Consider the following 23,542-nt stretch of genomic DNA (forward strand, 5'->3'; position numbering starts at 1 on the left):
GGCAACGCGGTCGCACCCGGATCATCGGGAGAAGCGCATGGGTCGAACACCCCTCCGGATGGCAGCGGCCGCCACCCTGGCCACGCTGTTCATCGCATCGACGGCAACCGCAGGCTACGCAGGAACGGAGGAGGTGAATCACCCCAGTCCGGTCGAGGGAACGCCCGGGCACTACATCGTCGTGATGAAGTCCGACCCGCTCGCGAGCTACACCGGCGACGTGGACGGACTCGAGGCGACCACGCCCGCCGAGGGCGAACAGCTCGAGACGCAGTCGCAGGATTCGCAGCGGTACGTCGAGCACCTCGAGGCGCAGCAGCAGACCCTCGCGCAGGAGGTCGGCGTGACCCCCGACACCACGTACCAGGTGGTCCTCAACGGCTTCAGCGCCGATCTCTCGGGCGAGCAGGTCGACAAGCTCCGCGCCTCGAAGGACGTCTACGGCGTGTATCCCGACTTCATCCGGCACCCGGATGCGCAGACCTCCACCGATTTCCTCGGGCTCGGTGACGACCGGAAGGGGCGCGGCGGACTCTGGCAGCAGACCGGCGGCGTCGACAAGGCCGGAGAGGGCGTCGTGGTCGGCGTGATCGACACCGGCATCGCCCCGGAGCACCCCTCGTTCGAGGGCAAGAAGCTCAAGAAGCAGAAGAAGGACGACAAGCGGCACAAGGGGTCTCAGCCCTACACCGACGGCACCCACGTCTACTTCGACAAGTCCGACGGCGGCCGGTTCCAGGCGGCGATGGTCGAGGGTCAGGACTGGGACAAGAGCGACTACTCGTCGAAGCTCATCGGCGCGCAGTACTTCCACGCGGGCGCCGAGGCCGCCGGCTTCGACTTCCAGTACGACTACCTCTCGCCGCGGGACGGCGACGGGCACGGCTCGCACACGGCGAGCACCGCGGCCGGTGACTTCGGCGTGAAGGCGTCGATCGAGGGCGTCGACTTCGGCCGGATCTCGGGCGTCGCCCCCGGTGCGAAGATCTCGGCGTACAAGGCCTGCTATGTCGGCCCCGACGAGTCCGTCACCACCGACGACATCTGCGCCGGCAGCGACCTGATCGCCGCGATCGACCAGGCCGTCGCCGACGGCGTCGACGTGATCAACTACTCGATCGGCGGTGGTGCGGCATCCACCGTCCTCGCCCCCGAGGACATCGCGTTCTTCAACGCGGCGGCGGCGGGCGTGTTCGTGGCGACCAGCGCCGGCAACGACGGCCCCGATCCCGTCACCGCCGATCACGCGTCGCCCTGGTACACCACGGTCGCGGCATCGACGGTCCCGACCTGGGAGGGCACCGTGCAGTTCGACGGCTTCGCCCAGGCCGGCGCGTCGGTGAGCGTGCCGTTCGGCACGACCGTCACGGGTCCCTCCGTGTACGCGGGCGACGTGCCGGCGGCCGGTCAGACCGCCGCCGATGCTGCGCTCTGCCTCCCCGGCACGCTCGATCCGGCGAGGGTCGCGGGCCACATCGTGGTCTGCGACCGCGGCGGCAACGCCCGCGCCGAGAAGTCGCAGGTCGTGAAGGATGCCGGCGGCATGGGCGTCGTGCTCGTGAACGTGCCCGGTGGCGCCGACTCGCTCGACAACGATTTCCACGCGGTGCCCACCGTGCACCTCGCCTCGGCGTACCGCGCGGCCGTGCTGGCCTACGTGCAGGGCGGCACCGACCGACCGATCACCCTCGTCGGCGAGAACACCACCGGTGTCGTGACCCCGGTGCCGCAGATCGCCGGCTTCTCCAGCCGCGGACCGATGCTCGCCGACGGCAGCGACGTCATGAAGCCGGACATCGCCGCTCCCGGCGTTGCGATCCTCGCGGCGACGCAGAACGCCCCGGGCGAGGAGCCGACCTTCGGCATCCTCTCGGGCACGTCGATGTCGTCGCCGCACATCGCGGGTCTCGCCGCGCTCTACCTCGGTGAGCGTCCGAACGCCAAGCCCGCGGAGATCAAGTCCGCGATGATGACCACCGCGTACGACACCGTGAACCCCGACGGGTCGAAGAACACCGACCCGTTCCAGCAGGGTGCGGGGCAGGTCGATCCGAAGCGCCTGTTCACCCCCGGGCTGCTCTACCTGAACGACGTGCCCGACTGGGCGGCGTTCCTCGAGGGCAAGGGGCTGGCGGAGTTCGACGGGGTCGAGCCGATCGACGGCAGCGATCTCAACATCGCCTCGTTCTCGATCGGGTCGCTCGCGAGCGCGCAGACCGTCACCCGCACCGTGACCGCCACCGAGAAGGGCACGTTCACGGCATCCGCCGACCTGCCAGGGGTCGACGTGACGGTCGAGCCGTCGACGCTGAAGTTCGACAGGCCCGGTCAGACGGCGACCTACACGGTCACCTTCGACAACCAGAGCGCACCGGTCGAGCAGTGGGCGACCGGATCGCTGACATGGACGAGCAAGAAGAACACGGTGCGGTCGCCGATCGCGGTGTTCCCGGTCACGGCGGATGCTCCGGCAGAGGCCTCGGGCACGGGTGTCGACGGCGCGACGACGGTCGAGATCACGCCGGGGGTCGACGGGGACCTGGCGCTCCGAGTGTCGGGGCTGACGCCGTTCGCGCTGCTCGAGGACCCCGACGGTCGTGTCGCGGAGCACTCGGGCGACGAGGCGTCGGGCGACGAGAACAAGGACGTGTCGTGGATCGTGGACGTGCCGGAGGGCACCACGCTCGCGCGCTTCGACCTCGACTCGTCGGATGACACCGGAAGCGACCTCGACCTCACGGTCTACCGGGTCGTGAGCCCCGACGACCCGCGCTACTACGAGCGCTGGCAGTCGGCGACGGGTTCGGCCGACGAGCAGGTCACGCTCCCGGCGCCCACGGCCGGCACCTATCTGGTGGTCGCGAACGTCTACTCGACCTCGGCGCCGATGACGTGGGACATGACCTACGCCGCCGTGCAGCCCGAGGGCGAGGGTGCGCTCGCCGCCGACCCGAACCCGCTGCCCGCCGTGCGCGGCGAGGCGACGAGCTACGAGCTCAGCTGGACCGGTCTCACCCCCGGCACCCGCTACCTCGGGCTCGTGCAGTACGGCGAGTCCGACGTGCGCACGATCGTCACGGTCGACGCTCCGTAACGATCAGTGCGCCGCTCAGGTCGTCGAGCGAGCAGCGGAGCAGCGAGACGACACGCGGTGGGTCAGCAGGACAGGCCCGCCGCGTGTCGTCTCGGTCGACTCCGTCGCCCTCGCTCGACGACCGGGGGAAGGCCGGGTCAGATCTTCCTGCCGCGCGGCATCAGACGCACGTCGGGCAGCGGCGGCGCGGGGATGCGCACATCGTGGCCGTCGACGACACCGAAGCGGTCGGATGCGGCCTCCCACTCGGTGCGGGCGTCCACGATCTCCTCGTGGGTGCGGCCGGCGAAGTTCCACCACATGACGATCTCGTCCTCGAACGGCTCTCCGCCGACGAGGAAGAGCAGGGCTCCCTGAGAACTCGTCACCTCGACGGCATCCCGCGAATCGCCGAGGTAGAGCATGTCGTTCTGTGCTGGCGCATGGGTCGACACGGTCGCGTCACCCTCGACGAGCATGATCGCGTGCTCCCACTCGGCGCGCAGCGGCAGGCGCACGCGCGTTCCCGCGGGGACGACGATCTCCGCGCCGACGATCGGTGTGTGCACGGTCGCCGGCGACACGGTGCCGGCGAACTCTCCGAGCACGACGGTGGCCGTGGCATCCGCCCCCTCGTCGGCCGTCAGCGACACGTGGGGGAGGTCGGTGTGGCGCTCGAACCCTCCGGGCCCCTGGCGTGCGCCGTCGGGCAGCACCACCCAGAACTGCAGGGCGTCGAGGGGGATCGGGTCCTCGCCGATCGAGTACTCCGAGTGCGAGATGCCGTTGCCGGCCGTCATCAGGTTCAGCTGACCGCGGCGCAGGTCGGCGTCGCTGCCGAGCGAGTCGCGATGGCGGATCTCGCCGACAAGTGGCCAGGTGACCGTCTGCAGACCGATGTGCGGGTGCGGCTCGACGCGCATCCGTGTGTCCGCCGGGCCGAAGCGGTCGAGGAAGCACCAGGCGCCGATCGTCGGCAGGTTGCGATGCGGCAGCACGCGGAGGACGTTCATGCCGCGCACGCCGCCGAGGGGAACCTCGCGCGGCTCGAGCACGATGCGGCGTTCGCCGATCATCATGCCTCCGTCGGCGCGTCGCCCGGGCGCTTCGGCCACCGGATCTCGGCACCGGGGATCTCGTGGGTCGTGAGGTACTTCGCGATGTACGGGCACAGCGGCACGATCGCGTCGCCGGATGCCGAGGCGTCCGTCAGCGCGCGCTCGGCGAGGATGCCGGCCAGGCCCTGCCCCTGGAACGCGGGGTCGAGCTCGGTGTGGATGAAGCGGATCGCCCCGGGGCGCAGCTGGAACTCGGCATAGCCGGCGAGCGTGCCGTCGGTGCGGATCTCGTAGCGGGACTCGTCGTCGTTGCGGGTGACGGTGATATCGGTCATCGGAGGCTCCTTCGGGCGTGTGCGTCCAACCTACGCCCGCCGATCTGTGGAAGGGCGGGCCGGCGTCGGTGGGGGTCGTTACGCTGGAGGGATGCCGCAGACTCCCCGTGACCCGTACGAGGATCTGCCGTACGCAGACGAGCCCTGGGACGGAGCCGGATGGGAGCCCTCCGAGCCGCCCGAGCCGATGGACTGGGAGCCGCAGGGGCCGGGCTATGAGCCTCCGCTCGACTGGGGCCCCGGACCTGCGACACCGGTGACCTCGGCGGCGACCGCAACAGCTCCGGCCGTGCGCCGCGCCGCCCCCGCGAGATACCCGTCGGCGGCCGAGGCGCTGCACACGGTCTTCGGGTACGACGCGTTCCGCGGCGACCAGGCGGCGATCGTCGAGCACGTCATCGGCGGCGGCGATGCGGTCGTGCTCATGCCGACCGGCGGGGGCAAGAGCGTCACGTACCAGGTGCCCGCACTCGTGCGCGAGGGCACGGGCCTCGTGATCAGCCCGCTGATCGCGCTCATGCACGATCAGGTCGACGCCCTGCGCGCCAACGGCGTGAGCGCCGCGTACCTGAACTCCACCCAGTCGATCGACGAGCGTCGCGAGGTCGAGCGGGCCTACGTCGCCGGCGAGCTCGATCTCATCTACGTCGCTCCCGAGCGCCTGTCGTCGCCGCAGACGACGGCTCTGCTGCAGCGCGGAACCCTCAGCGTCATCGCGATCGACGAGGCCCACTGCGTGTCGCAGTGGGGCCACGACTTCCGTCCCGACTACCTCGCACTGGGCGACCTCGGCGAGCGGTTCCCCGGCGTGCCGCGCATGGCGCTCACCGCGACCGCCACCCGCGCGACGCACCGGGAGCTCACCGAGCGCCTGCGCCTCGACGACGCGCAGCACTATGTCGCGAGCTTCGATCGCCCCAACATCCAGTACCGCATCGTGCCGAAGGTCGACCCGCGCAAGCAGCTGGTCTCCTTCATCCGCGCGCAGCCGGAGGGCTCTGTCGGCATCGTCTACGCGCTCAGCCGCAAGTCGGTCGAGCAGACCGCCACGTATCTCGCCGCGCAGGGATTCGACGCGCTGCCGTACCACGCGGGTCTTCCCGCCGAGGTGCGGGCGGCGAACCAGTCGCGCTTCCTGCGCGAAGACGGCGTGGTGATGGTCGCGACGATCGCCTTCGGCATGGGCATCGACAAGCCCGACGTCCGCTTCGTCGCGCACATCGACCTGCCGAAGTCCGTCGAGGGCTACTACCAGGAGACCGGTCGCGCGGGTCGCGACGGCGAGCCGTCGATCGCGTGGATGGCGTACGGGCTGGGCGACGTGGTGCAGCAGCGCCGCATGATCGACCAGAGTCCGGGCGATCGCACGTTCAAGATGCGCCTGGGCCAGCACCTCGACGCGATGCTCGCGCTGTGCGAGACGGTCGAGTGCCGTCGGCAGAACCTGCTCGGCTACTTCGGTCAGGAATCGCAGCCGTGCGGCAACTGCGACACCTGTCTCGAGAGCCCCGAGACGTTCGACGGGCTGGTGCCCGCGCAGAAGCTGCTGTCGACCATCGTGCGCCTCAAGCGGGAGCGCAACCAGTCGTTCGGCGCCGGCCATCTCATCGACATCCTCCGCGGCGCCTCGACCGAGCGCATCCGCCAGCAGGGGCACGAGAAGATCGCGACCTACGGCATCGGCGCGGACCTGTCCGACCAGGACTGGCGCAGCGTGGTGCGGCAGCTGCTCGCGCGCGGCATCATCGTGGCGCAGGGCGACTACGGCACGCTCGCTCCGGGTGAGCAGGCCGGGGGAGTGCTGAAGGGCGAGACCCCGGTGCCGCTGCGCAAGGACACGATCGGGCGTCCCGCATCCGCGCCTCGCGGGCGCAAGGCGAGCGCGGCGGATGCGCTGGATGCCGCCGACCGCGGCCTGTTCGAGGCTCTGCGGGCCTGGAGAGCCGAGACGGCGAAGGAGCAGGGCGTCCCGGCATACATCGTCTTCGGAGATGCCACGCTGCGTGCGCTCGCCGAGCACCGACCCGCGTCTCTCGGTGACCTCGACGGCATCACCGGCATCGGCGCCAAGAAGCGTGATGCCTACGGCGAACGCGTTCTCGCCGTCATCGCGGCCGCCTGAGCTGCGGGTCCCGACGCCTGCGATCAGCGCGGTGGGAGCACGTCGTCCAGGTGCGAGCGCAGGTACGCGGCGACGTCGACCGCGCTGCGGTCGTAGAGCCACTGGTACTGCAGACCGTCCCACAGCGCGAGCAGCCAGATCGCCTCGTGCTCCGGATCGCGATGCGCGGGAAGATCTCCGTCGATCTGCGCGAGTCGGAACAGCTCGGCGAAATGGTCGATGACCCGACGGAAGCGTTCGGCGAAGTAGCCGTGCGCGGGGTGTGACGACGGCACGGCCTCGCACGACAGCACCGCGTACACCTCGATGAGCCCCGGCTCGTCCTGCGCGTTCACGCGGGCTCCCTCGGGGGTCGCACGCAGCGCTTCTCCCGCGCGCACGTGCTGGTCGGCGGAGGTGCGCACCTGGATCGAGCGATCGCGCTCCGAGAGCACGGCGCTGAGCAGCTGCTCCTTCGAGGCGTAGTGGTGGAGCAGGGTCGACTTCGACACCCCGACCGCCTCGGCGATGTCACGCAGACTGGTGTCGCCGTATCCCGTGCGCGAGAAGAGTCGGGTGGCATCGACCAGGATCTGGGCGCGGCGACGTCGTCCCACGGCATAGCCGGGGTCCATCTCCGGAAGGCCCCCGACCGTGGTCTCGGTGAGCGCGGGCAGCGGACCGGCCACCTCCGCGGAGACGGGCGGTTCCGAGGGATCGCGCCAGCCGAACGGAAGTGCCCACAGCGCCTCGCGTTCCTCGAGCATCCGGACCACGTCGACGCGCTCGGGCAGATACTGCGCGATCAGCTGGACTCCGTCCCACCCGGCCATGTGTCGCACGGTCTCGTCGTCCACGTCGCGATCCGCGTCGATCGTGCCGTGCAGCGCCGCATCCTCGAGCACCTCTGACGTCATCGCGCGCAGGCGCGAGTACCGCTCGCGCATGCGCTGGTGTGCCGGATGCTCACTGGCGGATGCCTCGCCGGTGAGCGCCGCGAACAGCTCGATGTACCCCGGGGTGACGGCGTTGCGCCGGGCGACCGCGGCGAAGATCAGTTCGCCGGGCTCGGCGGCCGCGGCGATCAGATCGAAGGCCTTCTCGTTGTCGTCCTCGAAGTCGGCGACGACCTCGGCCAGCAGGTCGTCCTTCGACGAGAAGTGACCGAGCAGCCCGGGGTGGCTCACGGATGCCGCCGCGGCGATGTCCCTCAGGGATGTCGCCCGGTAGCCGTTCGAGACGAAGAGCGTGCGGGCGGCATCGACGATCCTCGCGCGCGTCGCCGCCGCGCGTGCCTGACGCGAGCCCGTCGTCGCCATCGTCATCATCGTCACCCCTTCCCCCTCATTCTCGCTCATTACCACTCGGTCGGCATTCGGTTACCAATCGGTCGAATTTGGTGTATCGTCGTCTCGACGCCGCTCGCGGAGGATCGGCGCACCTGTGCTCGAGAGGACCCCTTCATGACAGAGCTGTCATCGGCCGCGACTGCGGCCGCCGTCGGAACGACCGGCTTCAAAGCCCCCGGCACCACGCCGGTCACGACGCCGCGCAGCTACGCACCGGGACTCGCCGCCGTGAACTTCGGTGTCTACCTGGCGCTGCTCACCCCGGTCATGGTGTCGATGGCGTTCAAGATCCAGCGACTCGACCCCGTGAACACCGAGGGCAGTCTCGGACTCGTCATGGGCGTCGGCGCCGCCTTCGCCCTGATCGCCAACCCGCTGGTCGGGCGTCTCTCCGACCGGACGACCTCGAAGTGGGGCATGCGGCGTCCGTGGATCCTCGGCGGCGCGATCGTCGGACTCGGCGGTTTCGTCGTCATCGGCGTGGCCACCTCGGTGCTCGTGGTGCTGCTCGCCTGGTGCCTCGTGCAGGCGTCGATGAACGCGGTGCTCGCCGCGGCCAACGCGACGCTTCCCGATCAGGTGCCGGTCGAGAACCGGGGCAAGGTCTCGGGCATCGTCGGAATCACGATGCCGATCGGCATCCTCGCGGGCAGCTTCATCGTGAACTTCCTGCCCGGCGACGTCGAGAGATTCGTCGTCCCCGGCGTGATCGCCCTGATCGTCGTGGTCATCTTCGTGCTGACGCTCAAGGACCGTCGTCTGACCGAGAAGCCCGCCACGCGCTTCACTGTCGGCACCTTCTTCGGCTCGTTCGTGTTCAACCCGCGCAAGCACCCGGACTTCGGGTGGACGTGGCTGACCAAGTTCTTCGTCATGTTCGGCTACGCCGGCATCGCCACGTTCCTGCCGCTGTACCTGGTGACCAGGTTCGGTCTCGACGAGCAGGGAGCGGTGAGCACGATCCTGATCTCCAACCTCGCCTCGATGGCCGCCATGGCGATCTCCGCGCCCGTGGGTGGGTTCCTCTCCGACAGGATCGGCAAGCGCCGCCCCTTCGTCGCGATCGCAGGACTCATCATGGTCGTCGGCCTCGTGCTGCTGGCGGTCGCGCCGAGCATCGCCGTCGTGATCGTCGCCCAGACGATCATCGGCCTCGGTGCAGGGTCGTTCCTGTCGGTCGACCTCGCTCTCGCCACCGAAGTGCTCCCCAACCCCGACGACGTCGCCAAGGACCTCGGTGTCCTGAACATGGCCAATGCGCTGCCGCAGTCGATCGCTCCGGCCATCGCGCCGAGCATCATCGCGATCGGCGCCGCCACACCGCTCGGTGGCTACACCACCTGGTATCTCTTCGGCGCGCTGGTCGCGCTCGCGGGTGCCGTCCTCGTCTATCGCATCAAGGGAGTCAAGTGACCATGGCCGACACGACGACCGTCGATCAGGTGTCCGAGCGGCCCTGGCTCGATGCGGAGCTCCCCGTCGACGAGCGGGTGCAGCTGCTTCTCGACGAGATGACGATCGAGGAGAAGGCGGGACTCTTCTTCCACACGATGATCGCGATCGGCGATCTCGACGAGCAGGACCCGACCTTCGCCACGCCGAGTGCCCGCGAGTTCGTCGACGTGAAGAAGATGACGCACTTCAATCTTCTGGGCGCCGCCCCGACGGGGCGCGAGATCGCCGCGTGGCAGAACGCACTGCAGCGGCTCGCCGCGTCCACGCGCCTGGGGATCCCGGTGACGCTGTCGACCGATCCTCGGCACTCGTTCAGCGAGAATCCCGGGGCGTCGATCCTCGCAGGGCCCTTCTCGCAGTGGCCCGAGACGCTCGGCCTCGCAGCCACGCGCGATCCCGATCTGGTCGAGCGGTTCGCAGATATCGCCCGACAGGAATATACGGCTGTCGGCCTCCGCGTGGCCCTGCATCCGCAGGTCGATCTGGCGACCGAACCCCGCTGGGCGCGACAGACTGCGACGTTCGGAGAAGACGCCGAACTCGCCGGCATTCTCGGATCGGCATATATCCGAGGGTTCCAGGGCGCCTCGTTCGGGCCGGGCTCGGTCTCGACCATGACGAAGCACTTCCCCGGTGGCGGACCGCAGAAGGACGGCGAGGACCCGCACTTCGCCTACGGCCGCGAACAGGTGTATCCGGGCGGGCAGTTCGAGCTGCACCTGAAGCCGTTCGAAGACGCCATCGCGGCGGGAACGCGCCAGATGATGCCGTACTACGGCATGCCCGTCGGCACCGACCACGAGGAGGTCGGCTTCGGGTTCAACAGGTCGGTCATCACGGGTCTGCTGCGCGAGCGCTTCGGCTTCGACGGCCTCGTGTGCGCGGACTGGGGCCTGATCAACGACGCGAAGATCTTCGGCCAGCCGTTTCCGGCGCGGGCGTGGGGTGTCGAGGACCTGAGCCCTCGTGAGCGGATGCGCAAGGTGCTCGACGCGGGAGCCGACCAGTTCGGCGGCGAGGACTGCCCCGAGCTGCTCCTCGAACTCGTCGCCGACGGCTCGATCTCGGAGGCGCGCCTCGACGTCTCGGCGCGACGCATCCTGCGCGAGAAGTTCGAGCTGGGGCTCTTCGAGAACCCGTTCGTCGATGAGGACGCCGCAGACGACGTGGTGGGTCGCGCCGACTTCCGCGCCGCGGGCGAGCAGGCGCAGCGCGCATCGATCACCGTCCTGACGAACGACCACGCCCTGCCGTTCGCAGCCGCGACGAAGCTCTACGTCGAAGGCATCGACGCCGAGACCGCCTCCGCGTACGGTGAGGTCGTCGCCACTCCGGCCGAGGCCGACCTCGCGATCCTCCGCCTGCATGCGCCGTTCGAGCAGCGGGAGACGGCCTTCGAGAACTTCTTCCACGCGGGTTCCCTCGACTTCCCCGCCGAGGTCGTCGCACACGTGCGCGAGGTCGCCGACGCCGTGCCCACGGTCGTCGATGTCCTGGCCGATCGCCCGCCGATCCTCGAGCCCATCACCGACGTCGCGGCGGCGGTCACGGTCAACTGGGGTGCGTCTGGGTCGGCCTTGCTCGACGTCCTCAGCGGTCGTGCGAGCGGGGGAGGCCGGCTGCCGTTCGACCTTCCGCGATCCATGGCCGCGGTCGAGGCGTCGCGCCCGGACGTGCCGTTCGACACCGCCGATCCGCTCTTCCGGTTCGGGCACGGCCTCACGCTCTAGCGCGCGTCGGGCCGCCCGCCCGACCCCTCCGCCGAACGCCCCGCAGGTTCACTCCTGCGGGGCGTTCGGCGTGTGCGGGCACCCCGTCGGAGGCCCTCGCCGCTGCCGGTCGCGCACGACGGGCGATGCGCGACACGCCGACGAGCGACGGCGACATCATCCTGAGCATTCTGTCGGCTGAACGCGCATTCAACTCGACGTTAAGTTGATTGAACGGACAGTCAGATTGCAGATTGTCTCAAATAGTCGTTCTGTTACGCCTGCACTTAAGACAAAACCTGGACTTGAGCCGTGAAAAACGGCAATACTGTCCCCCACATGCGCTCTGTCGATGAAGTCGTCGACACCTGGGGAGGGCCTATGACGCGGATTATCTGCATCACGGGAGAGGCGAATGGGCAACATGGAGGGGAAGACTCTGCGCACGCGCAGAGCCATCGGAGGGGGAATCGCGGGCGTTACGGCAGCCGCGGTCGTCCTTACGAGTGCATTGATCCCATCGGCGGCGAATGCGCTCGATGCGGCGAATCCGAACGATCCGTCAGTCGCGCAGGGGCAGATCATCCAGCTGCCTGCGCCGCTGCTCGGGGGGATCGACGTCGCATCGCTCGGGCACACGCTCACGTCCAACCCGGCTGCTGCCGGACCCGAACTCGGCGGCCTCGACGTCGCCGTTCTCGAGACGCTGGGGATCCAGGTCGGTGCGGTGAATCTCCCGCTCCTGACCGACGGGACGACTCCCGGCCTCCTGCAGCTCGGTGACCTCGGCGCGACCCAGAGCTACAGCTCCTCGCCGACCCAGACGCAGTCGATCGCGTCGTCCGGAACGATCACGTCGGGTGGCGCGATCGATGCCGGCGCGATCGACGGCAGCAGCAACCCCGGCTCCCTCGAACTGACCGGTCTGCTCTCGCAGCTCGGTCTCACCGGCGTGACCGACGGCATCATCGACGAGGCATCCGTGAGCATCGGCGCGCTCGCATCGCGCGCCGAATCCACGGAAGACGTCGTCTCGTCCGAGTACCGCGTGGCGGATCTCGGCGTCGATCTGCACAGCCAGCTCCTCGACGAGCTCGCCGACACTCTCGACACCACGGTGCAGGGTGCACTCACTCCCGTGAGCGACCTGGTCGGCCCCGGGGGAGCGCTGAGCACGCTCACCAACTCGATCTCGAGCACGCTCAACGGCATCAACGCGATCGTCGCGCAGGTGCGTTCCACCGGTGTGACCTCGACCATCGTCGGGCTCGACACGGTCGGGCAGACCGTCGCGAACGAGGTGCTGAACGAGCCGGTCCAGAACACGACCGGATCCGTTCTGGTCGACCTCGAGACCGGCACGATCTCCGCGAACCTCGCCCAGATCCTCGTCGAGACGGGGCAGGGCGCCGATCTCAACAACCTGCCGGCGAACACGCCGGTGCTGTCCGCCGCGACCATCGCCGCGATCCAGCAGGGTGTCACCTCGGCACTGACCGGCACCCACCCCGACAGCCTGAACGGCAAGCTGTCGTCGATCCTCACGACGACGATCAACGCACTGCAAGTGCAGCTGCGGGTGAACATCCAGCTGTACACGCCGGCCATCCCGCCGCTCACTCCCGAGATCAGCCTCGCGACGGGTGACATCACCGTCGCCGGGTCGCTGGCGCAGTTCGCCGGCATCGGCGCGCAGCCGACGGTGACGCCGAACATCACTCTCGCCGGACTCAACCTCTCGCTGCTCACCGCACCTGTGGTCGCTCTGCTGACCAGCACGCTGGCGACCGTGACCGCGCCGCTCGTGACGACCGCGCTCAACAGCGTCGTCCCCGGGTTGCAGACCACGCTCGCCGGGATCACCGGACCGCTCCTGGCGGGCCTCGACCCGGTTCTCCAGGGTGTGCTGTCGGGCGTCGCGACCATCACGATCAACCAGCAGGACGAGCCGGGCGACATCGCCGGCGACAGCTTCACGGTCCGCGCCCTGGGCATCAACCTGCTGCCAGCGGTCGGTGGCGGGGTCGAGCTCGACCTGGGGTCCTCGACCGTCAAGTCGGCCGCCGCGGCAGTCGCTGCCGTCGACGCGGCAGACACGGTTCCGGCGGGCACGAGCCTGCCCGTCACCGGGTCGGGGTGGCCGGCAGAGACCGACGTCTCGATCGCGGTCACGGCTCCGGGTGGAGCGCCCGTCAACGACCCCGTCGTCGTGACGACCGACGTCAACGGAGCGTTCACGACGGACTTCTTCATCCCCGCGGTGACGACTCCGGGTGCGGGCTACACCGTGACGGCGACGGCCGGCGCGATCACGGCGACCGACACGACGGAGGTCACGGCCGCTGCGACGATCGATGCCGCACCCGCCGTGCAGCAGGGCACCGACCTCGCGGTGACCGGCGCGAACTGGCCTGCCAACACCTCGGTGTCGGTGCAGCTGACCGCTCCTGGTGGCGCGGCGATCGGCGGGCCGGAGACGGCCACGACCGATGAGTTCGGCGTCTTCACACTCGCCTACCCGGTGCCTGCGGGAACTCCCGCCGCCGAGGGGTACCTCGTGACCGCCACGGCCGGTGCGCAGACAGCCGCCGATGAGACCGAGGTGACGGCGGCCCCGGTGCCGGTCGTCGACGCGGCCGCGACGGTGCAGGCCGGCACGGATCTCGCGATCAGCGGCAACACCTGGCCCGCAGACACGGACATCACGCTGCAGCTGACGGCTCCCGGTACCGGTGAAGATGTCGGCGGTCCCATCACCGTGACGACCGACGGCGCCGGTGCTTTCACGACCGACTATCCCGTGCCCGCATCCGCGGTGCCGGGTGCCGGGTACGTGGTCACGGCGACGGCCGGTGCGCAGTCGGCGATCGACACGACCGAGGTGACGCCCGCAGTCGCGGTGGATGCGGCGGACACGGCTCAGGCCGGCACTGATCTGCCGATCACGGGTGCCAACTGGCCCGCGAACACGGAGATCACGGTCCAGCTGACCGCGCCCGGCGGTGGAGCGGTCGGCGGCCCTGAGACGGTCACGACCGACGGATCGGGCGGCTTCACGCTGAACTACCCGGTTCCTGCGGATGCCGAGCCGGGCACGGGTTACACCGTGACCGCCACGGCCGGAACGCAGACCGCGACCGACACGACCGAGATCACGGCAGCCGCGACGATCGATGCGGCGCCTGCAGTGCAGGCGGGCACCGACCTGGCTGTGACCGGGTCGAACTGGCCGGCGAACACCGTCGTCACGGTGCAGCTGACGGCGCCCGGTGGCGGTGCGATCGGAGGGCCGGAGACGGCGACGACCGACGGCACGGGCGTGTTCACCCTCGACTACCCGGTTCCCGCAGGTACCCCCGCTGCGACCGGTTACACCGTGACCGCGAATGTGGGTCCGCAGACGGCGACTGACACGACCGAGGTGACGGCTGCGCCGGTGCCTGTGGTGGATGCCGCCGACTCGGCCCAGGCCGGCACGGATCTGGCGATCAGCGGCAACACGTGGCCGGCCAACACCGAGATCACGCTGCAGCTGACCGCTCCCGGTACCGGCGAGAACGTCGGCGGACCTGAGACGGTCACGACCGACGCCGCCGGTGCCTTCACGTTCGACTACCCGGTGCCCGCATCCGCGGTCGCGGGAACCGGCTACGTCGTCACGGCGACGGCCGGTGCGCAGTCGGCGATCGACACGACCGAGATCACGGCGGCCGCGACAGTGGATGCCGCGGACACGGCTCAGGCGGGCACGCCTCTGCCGATCACGGGTGCGAACTGGCCCGCGAACACGGAGATCACGGTGCAGCTGACGGCGCCCGGTGGTGGAGCGGTCGGCGGTCCTGAGACGGTCACGACCGACGGATCGGGTGGCTTCACGCTGAACTACCCGGTTCCTGCGGACGCCGAGCCGGGCACGGGTTACACCGTGACCGCCACGGCCGGTGCGCAGTCGGCGATCGACACGACCGAGATCACGGCGGCCGCGACAGTGGATGCCGCGGACACGGCTCAGGCGGGCACGCCTCTGCCGATCACGGGTGCGAACTGGCCCGCGAACACGGAGATCACGGTGCAGCTGACGGCGCCCGGTGGTGGAGCGGTCGGTGGCCCTGAGACGGTCACGACCGACGGATCGGGTGGCTTCACGCTGAACTACCCGGTTCCTGCGGACGCCGAGCCGGGCACGGGTTACACCGTGACCGCCACGGCCGGAACGCAGACCGCGACCGACACGACCGAGATCACGGCAGCCGCGACAGTGGACGCCGCGGACACCGTCGAGGCGGGCACCGATCTGACGGTGACGGGTGCCGGCTGGCCGGCGAACACGCTGATCACCGTGCAGCTCACGGCACCAGGGGGTGGCGCGAACATCGGCGGCCCCGAGACCGTGACGACCGGTGCGCTCGGCGCGTTCACGCTGGACTACCCGGTCCCGGCCGGAACGCCGGCGGGCACGGGCTACACCGTGACGGCTTCGGCGGGCGCGCAGACGGCGACAGACACCACCGAGGTCACGGCGGCCGCGGTCGTCGTGGACGCGGCTGATTCCGTCCCGGCGGGCACGAACCTGTCGGTGACGGGATCGGGCTGGCCGATCAACACCACGGTGACGCTGCAGCTGACCGCCCCCGGCGGTGGCGCAGACGTCGGCGGCCCGGTCGATGTGACGACGGATGGCTTCGGAGCCTTCGCGACGGTCTACGCCGTGCCCGCGGATGCGACGCCGGCCACCGGCTACACGATCACGGCGACGGCAGGCGCGATCACCGCGACCGACACCACCGAGGTGACGGCGGGTGACCCGGGCGACGTCAACACGAACGCGGCGGCCTCGGCATCCGCATCGGCAGACGCGACCGCAGACGGCGACCCCTCCGCTCAGGCGGCGGCAGAAGCTGCCGCACTCGCCGACGCGACGTCGAGCGCATCGGCTGCGGCCACCGCTGACGCGACGGCGGCGGCAGAGGCGGCGGCGACGCCGGACGCCTCGAGCGCGGTCTCTGCCGATGCGACCACCGACGTGAACGCCTCGGCGGCGGTCGCGGCGCAGGCTGCGGCGCAGGCTGATGCGTCGGATGACGCGAACGCCTCGGCGTCGACGGCTGCGGACGCGAACTCCGCCGCCTCGTCGCAGTCGGCGGCGACGAGCGATTCGTCCACGGATGCGTCCTCGGAGGCCTCGTCCAGCACGAACGCGGCGGCCTCGGCATCCGCGTCGGCAGACGCCACCGCAGACGGCGACCCGTCCGCTCAGGCGGCGGCTGAGGCTGCGGCCTTCGCCGACGCCACGTCGACCGCCTCGGCTGCGGCCGATGCGAGCGCGGAGTCGGCGGCTGAGGCGGCGGCTGAGGCTGCGGCCTCGTCCGACGCATCGACGACCTCGACGTCGGACGCGAACGCACAGGCTGCGGCAGCCGCTCAGGCGGCGGCGCAGGCGGACGCCTCGGATGACACGAACGCCTCGGCCTCGGCCGTCGCCGACGCGAACTCCTCGACCGCAGCGCAGGCTGCAGCCGTGGCGAACGCGAGCGACGACGCCTCGGCGGACGCATCGACGAACGCCAACGCGGCGGCCTCGGCCTCCGCCTCCGCGAACGCCGACGCCACCACCGCGGCAGTCGCCGAAGCCTCTGCGCAGGCAGCGGCCTTCGCCGACGCGACGTCGGAGGGCTCGGCAGCCGCCGATCCCTCGGCAGAAGCCGCGGCGCAGTCCGCAGCCACCGCCACCTCCTCGGCGGCGGCCACGGCCGACGCCACCTCGGCAGCGAACGCCAACGCGGCAGTGGCTGCTCAGGCGGCCGCGCAGGCGGACGCATCCGACGACACGGCGGCTCAGGCCTCGGCGGTCGCGAATGCGAACGCCTCGTCGGCGGCGGATGCGGCAGCGATCGCGAACTCGTCGACGGATGCCTCCAGCGAGGCGGCGGCGACGGCGCAGGCGAACACCAACGCCTCGGCGTCGGCGGCGGCTTCGGCGCAGGCGGATGACGACAGCAACGCCTCGGCCCAGGCCGCGGCGGAGTCTGCGGCACTCGCCGACGCGACCAGCTCGGCCTCGGCTGCGGCGGATGTCACGGCGAACGCGGCAGCCCAGGCGGCCGCGACCGACGATGCATCCACGGACGCCTCGTCGACCGCGACGTCCGAGGCGAACGCCTCGGCGGCTGCGGCGGCTGCGGCGCAGGCGGCGGCTCAGAACGATGCGACCTCGACCAGCGCGGCGGATTCGTCGGCGTCGGCCGATGCCGACCCGAACGCCTCCGCGGCAGCGGCCGCCAACGCCTCGGCGTCGGCGACCGCCTCCGCGACGGCGGCTGCGGACGCCTCGGCGGAAGCCGCGGCCGAGGCATCGTCCTCCGCGACGGCTGAGGCATCCGCATCCGCGGACGCCGGCGCCGACCCGGGGCAGCAGCTCGGCATCCGCGTCCTGGTCCCCGTGCTCGAGCGCGGCGAGAAGCAGACCGCGATCGGCACCGGCTTCCGGCCGGGCGAGGTGGTCACCGGTGTGATGACCTCCGACCCGCTCGCGCTCGGCACCCAGGTGGCGAACGCGCAGGGCACGGTCACCTTCACCTGGACGATCCCGGCCGACTACGACCTCGGAACGCACACCGTGACGCTCACCGGACCGACGTCCGGCAGCATCGCCACGACGTTCAAGGTCGTCGCGACCGGCCTCGCCACCACCGGTGGAGAGGTGCAGGGCGGATGGATCGCACTGGCGGCGCTGCTGCTGATGTTCGGTCTGGGTGCGATGCGGGTCGCGCGCACTCGACGTCCGCTCGTCGACACGGAGTGAGCACCGAGTAGGAAACGCTGAGAGGTCGGGGCCGTCAATGCGGCGGTCCCGACCTTCAGTGATGAGAAGGTATGGGAATGAGCACGATGACCGAGGCGTCACCGGACGCACAGGACGAGAATCCCCCCGCGGCAGCGGCCCCGCGGCCCCACCCCACGTGGTGGGTCAAGCTCATCGCCTTCGCGGCCTGCCTGCTGACCCTGTGGCACATCGGCGCGTCCTTCCTGTGGATCGCACCGTACTCCGCGCTGCGTGAGATCCCCACGCAGGAGACGCTGGCCGGGTACATGCTGCCGATGTTCGGTCAGTCCTGGAGCGTGTTCGCTCCCGAGCCGATCAACGGCGACTACCACTTCAACGTCCGTGCGGTGATCGAGAAGGACGGCGAGGAGGTCGAGACCGGGTGGGTCAGCGCGACCGACGTCGAGCTCTCGATGATCCGCTACAACCTCTTCCCGCCCCGCGCCGGCATCCAGTCGAGCGAGGTCGCCAGCGGGCAGATGGGCGCCTTCAACAAGCTGAACGACCAGCAGCAGGCCGTCGTCGCGCTCGACTTCGCGGATGACGGGTGGGAGGACTGGATGGTCCGCTCGTTCGACGAGCTCGAGGGCGACAACCCGTCGACCGAGGCGTACATGGCCGAGGAGCACCTCTCCACGGCGTACGCCACGCAGGTCGCGTACGCGATCTGGGGTGCGGATGCCGTCATCAAGGTGCAGTACCGGGTGAGCCGACAGAACGTGGTGCCCTACGCGGAGCGGAACGACCCGGGAGCACAGCGTCCTGATCCGACGTTCTCGACCACGGGATGGCGTTCCCCTATAGAAGAGGAAGGGCAGAGTCGCGAGAACTTCGCGAACACCTTCCGCAGCCAGTTCGAGAGGACGCAGCCGTGAGCGCTCCGACGAAGACCGCAGCCTCGCGCGCGGGCGACACCGAATCGAAGAACGCCGCGAAGAACGCCGGCGCGGTCGCCGCTCCTGCGGAGCCGACCGCCCCGACGTCGCCGACCGCACCCTCCGCGACGCCGGTGTCTCTCCCCGCCCGTCTGCTCACCTTCGTGTCGTCGATGATCGGCGGGCTGTGGGCGATGGTCGTCTCCGCGATCGACCGGATCTCTGCGTTCGTCGGCGACTGGCTCTTCCACGGCAAGAAGGCGCTGTACGGCCTGGCGGTCACCCGCATCCTCTTCGGGGTCACCGCGATCGGGCTGCTGGCGTCGAACTTCGCCACGCGTCTCTACACGTTCGGCTCGGGGTCCGCCTGGAACGGCGAGCTCGCCGAACCGGTCAGCGACTTTCCCACGATCTGGATTTTCAGCGCCTTCCACGCGGCGATGGGCAACGACGTCCTCTATACGGCGCTGTATCTGCTGCTGGGTGTGCTCGCGGTGCTGTTCGTGCTGGGCTGGCGCTTCCGGATCGTCCTCCCGATCTTCTTCTGTCTGTGGGTCGGCTTCATCGAGGCGAACGACATGGTCGGCGACCAGGGCGACAACATGTTCCGCATCGCACTGCTGCTGCTCTTCTTCGCAGACCCCGCTGCCCGGTGGTCGCTCGACGCGAAGCGACGGGCCAAGAGCGGCGACTGGTTCGCGCCGACCAGCCAGCCCGCGCTGCTGGGCACCATGTTCCACAACCTGGCTCTCGTCTCGCTCACCGCGCAGGTGTGCTTCGTGTACGCCTCGGGGGCGCTGTACAAGGCCGGCGGCGAGCCCTGGAAAGAGGGGTACGCGGTCTACAACCCGCTGCAGACGGCGCGCTTCGGCACCTGGCCGGTGCTCAGCGACCTGGTGACGGCGTGGGGGCCGATGGTGGTCGTGGCGAGCTGGGGGTCGATCATCCTCCAGGTGGCGTTCCCGCTCATGCTCCTGACGCGTCCCACCCGACTGCTCGGTCTGCTGGGCATCCTGTCGTTCCACATCGGCATCGCCGTGCTGATGGGCCTGCCGTGGTTCTCGCTCACCATGATCGCGATCGACTCGATCTTCATCCGCGATCGCACCTGGTCGCGGCTCAGCGCGGGCACGGTGCGACGCTGGAACGCCGCCAAGACCTCGGCGAAAAGCGAGGCGCCACCGGGGACTGTGGCCTGACGACAATCGGGCTCCGCGACGCGGGCGGATACAGTTGGAGGATGCCCACAGGCGAGTTCCGTCCTGGTTGTGGCAGACCTACCATGAGGTCATCCCTACTTCTCTGTGAGAGGAATGCACATGGTCGACGCCGCTGTCCGTCCGAAGACGAGTCCCGCTCACGGCTCTCCCCATGCTCCCGATGCTGCACTGCAGATCGACGTCGAGCGGATCACCGATCTGCTGCTGGGCACCTGGGCCGACACGCGTCGTGAAGCGCGCGAGCTCATCAAGGACTCGGCGTTCTGGCGAGACGACTCGCTGGGCAAGGACGAGCATCGCGAGCGCGTGCTGAGCCAGCTGCACCTTCTCGTCGACAACAAGGCCGTGCACCGCGCGTTCCCGAAGTCGCTCGGCGGCGAGGAGAACAACGGTGCGAACATCGCCGGCTTCGAGGAGCTGGTGGTCGCGGACCCGAGCCTGCAGATCAAGTCGGGCGTGCAGTGGGGGCTCTTCGGTTCCGCGATCCTGCAGCTGGGCACGGCCGAGCACCACGAGAAGTGGCTGCCGGGCGTCATGGACCTCTCGATCCCGGGCGCGTTCGCGATGACCGAGATCGGGCACGGCTCCGACGTCGCCGCGGTGGGGACCACGGCGACCTACGACCCCGAGACCGAGGAGTTCGTGATCCACACGCCGTTCCGCGGCGCGACGAAGGAGTACCTCGGCAACGCGGCGCTGCACGGCGTCGCGGCGACCGTGTTCGCCCAGCTGATCACGAACGGCGTCAATCACGGTGTGCACTGCTTCTATGTGCCGCTGCGCGGAGAGGACGGCGTCGACCTTCCCGGGATCGGTCGTGAGGACGACGGCCTCAAGGGCGGCCTCAACGGCATCGACAACGGTCGGCTGTCGTTCGACCACGTGCGCATCCCGCGCACCAACCTGCTGAACCGCTACGGCGACGTCGCCGCCGACGGCTCGTACTCGAGCGCGATCGACAGCCCCGGACGTCGTTTCTTCACGATGCTCGGCACCCTGGTGCAGGGACGCGTCTCGCTCGACGGCGCCGCCTCGTGGGCATCCGCCCTCGGTCTCAAGATCGCGATCACCTACGCGACCCAGCGTCGCCAGTTCGACGGGGCCGACGGGCAGGAGGTGGTGCTGCTCGACTACGGCAAGCACCAGCGCCGACTGTTCCCGCGTCTCGCCACGACCTACGCGCAGATCTTCGCGCACGACGAGTTCCTGCAGAAGTTCGACGGCGTGTTCTCCGGTCGCATCGATACGCCCGCCGATCGCGAAGACCTCGAGACCCTGGCGGCGGCGCTCAAGCCGCTGTCGACCTGGCACGCGCTCGACACGCTGCAGGAGGCGCGCGAGGCCTGCGGCGGGGCCGGCTTCATGTTCGAGAACCGCCTCGTCGGGCTCCGTGCCGACCTCGACATCTACGTGACGTTCGAGGGCGACAACAATGTGCTGCTGCAGCTCGTGGGCAAGCGACTGCTCACCGACTACGCCAAGCAGTTCACCGGCAAGGATGCTGCGGCGCTGGCGAAGTTCGCGGTCGGGATGACCGCGGGCAAGGTGTTCCACGGCGCGGGACTGCGTCAGTTCGGCCAGTCGGTCGTCGACCTCGGGCAGGTCTCGCGCTCGGTCGAGAACGGACTCCGTGAGGAGCAGCAGCATCAGCTGCTGGCCGAACGCGTGCAGCAGATGGTGGCCGATGTCGCCGGTCGTCTCCGGCCCGCAGGCAAGGACAAGGTGCTCGGCGCGCGGCTCTTCAACGAGAACCAGGCCGAGCTGATCGAGGCGGCGCGGGCCCACGGCGAGCTGCTGCAGTGGGAGGCGTTCACCGACGCCGTGCGTCGCGTCGACGACCCCGACACCAAGAAGGTGCTCACCTGGCTGCGTGATCTTTTCGGTCTGCAGCTGATCGAGAAGCACCTGGCGTGGCACCTCATCAACGGACGCCTGTCCACGCAGCGGGCGGCCGCCGTCTCGAGCTACATCGACCGTCTGTGCGCGCGTCTGCGCCCCTACGTCCTCGATCTCGTCGACGCGTTCGGGTACGAGCCCGAGCACGTGCGTGCGCCGATCGCCTCGGGCGCGGAGAAGCAGCGTCAGGATGAGGCTCGCGCGTACTACGCCGACCTCGCGGCATCCGGAGAGGCGCCGGTGCAGGAGAAGGCGCTGAAGAAGTCGAAGCGCTGACGCCGCTTTCGCCTCTTCTCCAACTCGGGCCGGGATCGCGTGATCCCGGCCCGAGTCGTGCGGTCAGGTGGCACTGAGGGACGCGCGAGTAGTGTCGAGCTGGCCCACCCGAACCGACCCGAGGAGTCCGCGATGACCCGTGTTCACGCCTATGCCGCACCCAGCGAAGCCGCACCGCTCGAGAAGACCGTCATCGAGCGTCGGGAGCTCGGTCCGCACGACATCCTGATCGACATCGCGTTCGCCGGCATCTGCCACTCCGACATCCACACCGTGCGCGGCGAGTGGGGCCCGCAGCAGTACCCGCTGGCACCGGGGCACGAGATCGCCGGAACCGTCGCTGCCGTCGGGGACGACGTCACGAAGCACTCCGTCGGAGACCGCGTCGGCGTCGGATGCCTGGTCAACTCGTGCGGCGAGTGCCGCAGCTGCCTGCAGGGCGACGAGCAGTTCTGCGCCAACGGGGCGATCTTCACGTACGGCAGCATCGACCGCGACGGCAGCGTCACGCAGGGCGGCTACTCGGAGCAGGTCGTCGTGACCGAGTCGTTCGTCGTGCGCATCCCCGACGCACTCGCACTCGATGTGGCTGCGCCGCTGCTGTGCGCCGGCATCACCACGTACTCGCCGCTTCGGCACTGGAACGTCGGCCCGGGCTCGCGAGTGGCCGTCGTCGGGCTCGGCGGACTCGGACACATGGGAGTGCAGATCGCGCACGCGCTCGGCGCCGAGGTGACGGTGCTGTCGCAGACGCTGAACAAGAAGGACGACGGGCTGCGGCTCGGCGCCGACCACTACTTCGCGACCGGCGATGCCGGAACCTTCGACGCGCTGCAGAACTCCTTCGACGTCATCCTGAACACGGTCAGCGCTCCCGTGGACCTGCGCGCGTACCTCGGGATGCTCGATGTGGGCGGATCGATGGTGTGCGTCGGCGCTCCGGCCGAGCCTCTGGCCGTCAACGTCTCGTCGCTCATCGGCGGCCGGCGATCGCTCGCCGGTTCGAACATCGGCGGCATCGCCGAGACGCAGGAGATGCTCGACTTCTGCGCCGAGAAGGGCATCGCCGCGGAGATCGAGGTCATCTCGGCCGCGCAGATCAACGAGGCATATGAGCGTGTGCTCGCGTCTGACGTGCGCTACCGCTTCGTGATCGACGGCTCGACCTTCGCGGACTGAGAGCGGGTCGGACGCGAGCGCTCCCGGTGAGGGGCACGCTTCTTCGGGGGAGCGCGTGCGGGGGCCGCTGAGGGTGTCGGTGAGCTGACTCCGTCGGGACGGCCTACGGGGTGTTTTTCGGGATGCTGGGACAGTGGTCTGGTGTTCCGGAATATGCTTCTGATCTGGTCGAATAGTGGCGGGTTTCGGGGTG

Annotated in this window: 12 protein-coding genes; 9 read left to right on the forward strand and 3 right to left on the reverse strand. The window is 69.7% G+C overall.

The genetic code is table 11. The annotated features are described in order from the left end of the window. Positions 1–37 precede the first annotated feature (37 nt). On the forward strand, positions 38–3,094 hold the full coding sequence (locus tag HWD99_RS14925) for a S8 family peptidase (RefSeq protein WP_241796979.1): 3,057 nt from the start codon (positions 38–40) through the stop codon (positions 3,092–3,094). 137 nt (positions 3,095–3,231) lie between these two features. Here the strand turns inward: HWD99_RS14925 and HWD99_RS14930 are convergent, their stop codons facing one another. Next, the gene (locus HWD99_RS14930; protein WP_241796996.1) at positions 3,232–4,149 is read right to left on the reverse strand and encodes a pirin family protein; all 918 of its coding nucleotides are present in this window, start codon (positions 4,147–4,149) and stop codon (positions 3,232–3,234) included. Beyond that, a complete protein-coding gene (locus HWD99_RS14935) occupies positions 4,149–4,466 on the reverse strand; it encodes a GNAT family N-acetyltransferase (RefSeq protein ID WP_241796980.1) in 318 nt (105 codons plus the stop codon). Before HWD99_RS14935 ends, HWD99_RS14930 begins: the two co-directional genes overlap by 1 nt. Positions 4,467–4,557: 91 nt before the next feature. On the opposite strand from HWD99_RS14935, the gene recQ reads away from it, so the two are divergent. Beyond that, positions 4,558–6,588 (forward strand): DNA helicase RecQ, encoded by a 2,031-nt coding sequence (gene recQ, locus HWD99_RS14940; protein ID WP_241796981.1) that lies wholly within the window; start codon positions 4,558–4,560, stop codon positions 6,586–6,588. A gap of 23 nt (positions 6,589–6,611) precedes the next feature. Here the strand turns inward: recQ and HWD99_RS14945 are convergent, their stop codons facing one another. Beyond that, positions 6,612–7,925 carry a TetR/AcrR family transcriptional regulator gene (locus HWD99_RS14945; protein WP_241796982.1) on the reverse strand — a complete coding sequence of 438 codons (1,314 nt, stop codon included), beginning with the start codon at positions 7,923–7,925 and terminating at the stop codon, positions 6,612–6,614. 105 nt (positions 7,926–8,030) lie between these two features. Between HWD99_RS14945 and HWD99_RS14950 the strand changes: the two genes are divergently transcribed. From HWD99_RS14950 to HWD99_RS14980, 7 genes are all read left to right on the forward strand, one after another. Then, positions 8,031–9,329 (forward strand): MFS transporter, encoded by a 1,299-nt coding sequence (locus HWD99_RS14950; RefSeq protein WP_241796983.1) that lies wholly within the window; start codon positions 8,031–8,033, stop codon positions 9,327–9,329. 2 nt (positions 9,330–9,331) lie between these two features. Further along, positions 9,332–11,101 carry a glycoside hydrolase family 3 protein gene (locus HWD99_RS14955; protein WP_241796997.1) on the forward strand — a complete coding sequence of 590 codons (1,770 nt, stop codon included), beginning with the start codon at positions 9,332–9,334 and terminating at the stop codon, positions 11,099–11,101. Between the two features lie 490 nt (positions 11,102–11,591). Then, entirely contained in the window at positions 11,592–17,882 is a 6,291-nt protein-coding gene (locus HWD99_RS14960) for a choice-of-anchor G family protein (RefSeq protein WP_241796984.1), read from the forward strand. A 77-nt stretch (positions 17,883–17,959) separates the two neighbouring features. Beyond that, complete coding sequence (locus tag HWD99_RS14965) at positions 17,960–18,778, forward strand: DUF5819 family protein (RefSeq protein ID WP_241796985.1); 819 nt, start codon at positions 17,960–17,962, stop codon at positions 18,776–18,778. Continuing rightward, positions 18,775–19,977 (forward strand): HTTM domain-containing protein, encoded by a 1,203-nt coding sequence (locus tag HWD99_RS14970; RefSeq protein WP_241796986.1) that lies wholly within the window; start codon positions 18,775–18,777, stop codon positions 19,975–19,977. Before HWD99_RS14965 ends, HWD99_RS14970 begins: the two co-directional genes overlap by 4 nt. A 120-nt stretch (positions 19,978–20,097) precedes the next feature. Continuing rightward, a complete protein-coding gene (locus HWD99_RS14975; RefSeq protein ID WP_241796987.1) occupies positions 20,098–22,170 on the forward strand; it encodes an acyl-CoA dehydrogenase in 2,073 nt (690 codons plus the stop codon). Positions 22,171–22,302: 132 nt separating this feature from the next. Then, the gene (locus HWD99_RS14980) at positions 22,303–23,349 is read left to right on the forward strand and encodes an NAD(P)-dependent alcohol dehydrogenase (protein WP_241796988.1); all 1,047 of its coding nucleotides are present in this window, start codon (positions 22,303–22,305) and stop codon (positions 23,347–23,349) included. Positions 23,350–23,542 lie beyond the last annotated feature (193 nt).

This window comes from Microbacterium sp. C5A9, from assembly GCF_022627955.1.
GTDB lineage: Bacteria > Actinomycetota > Actinomycetes > Actinomycetales > Microbacteriaceae > Microbacterium.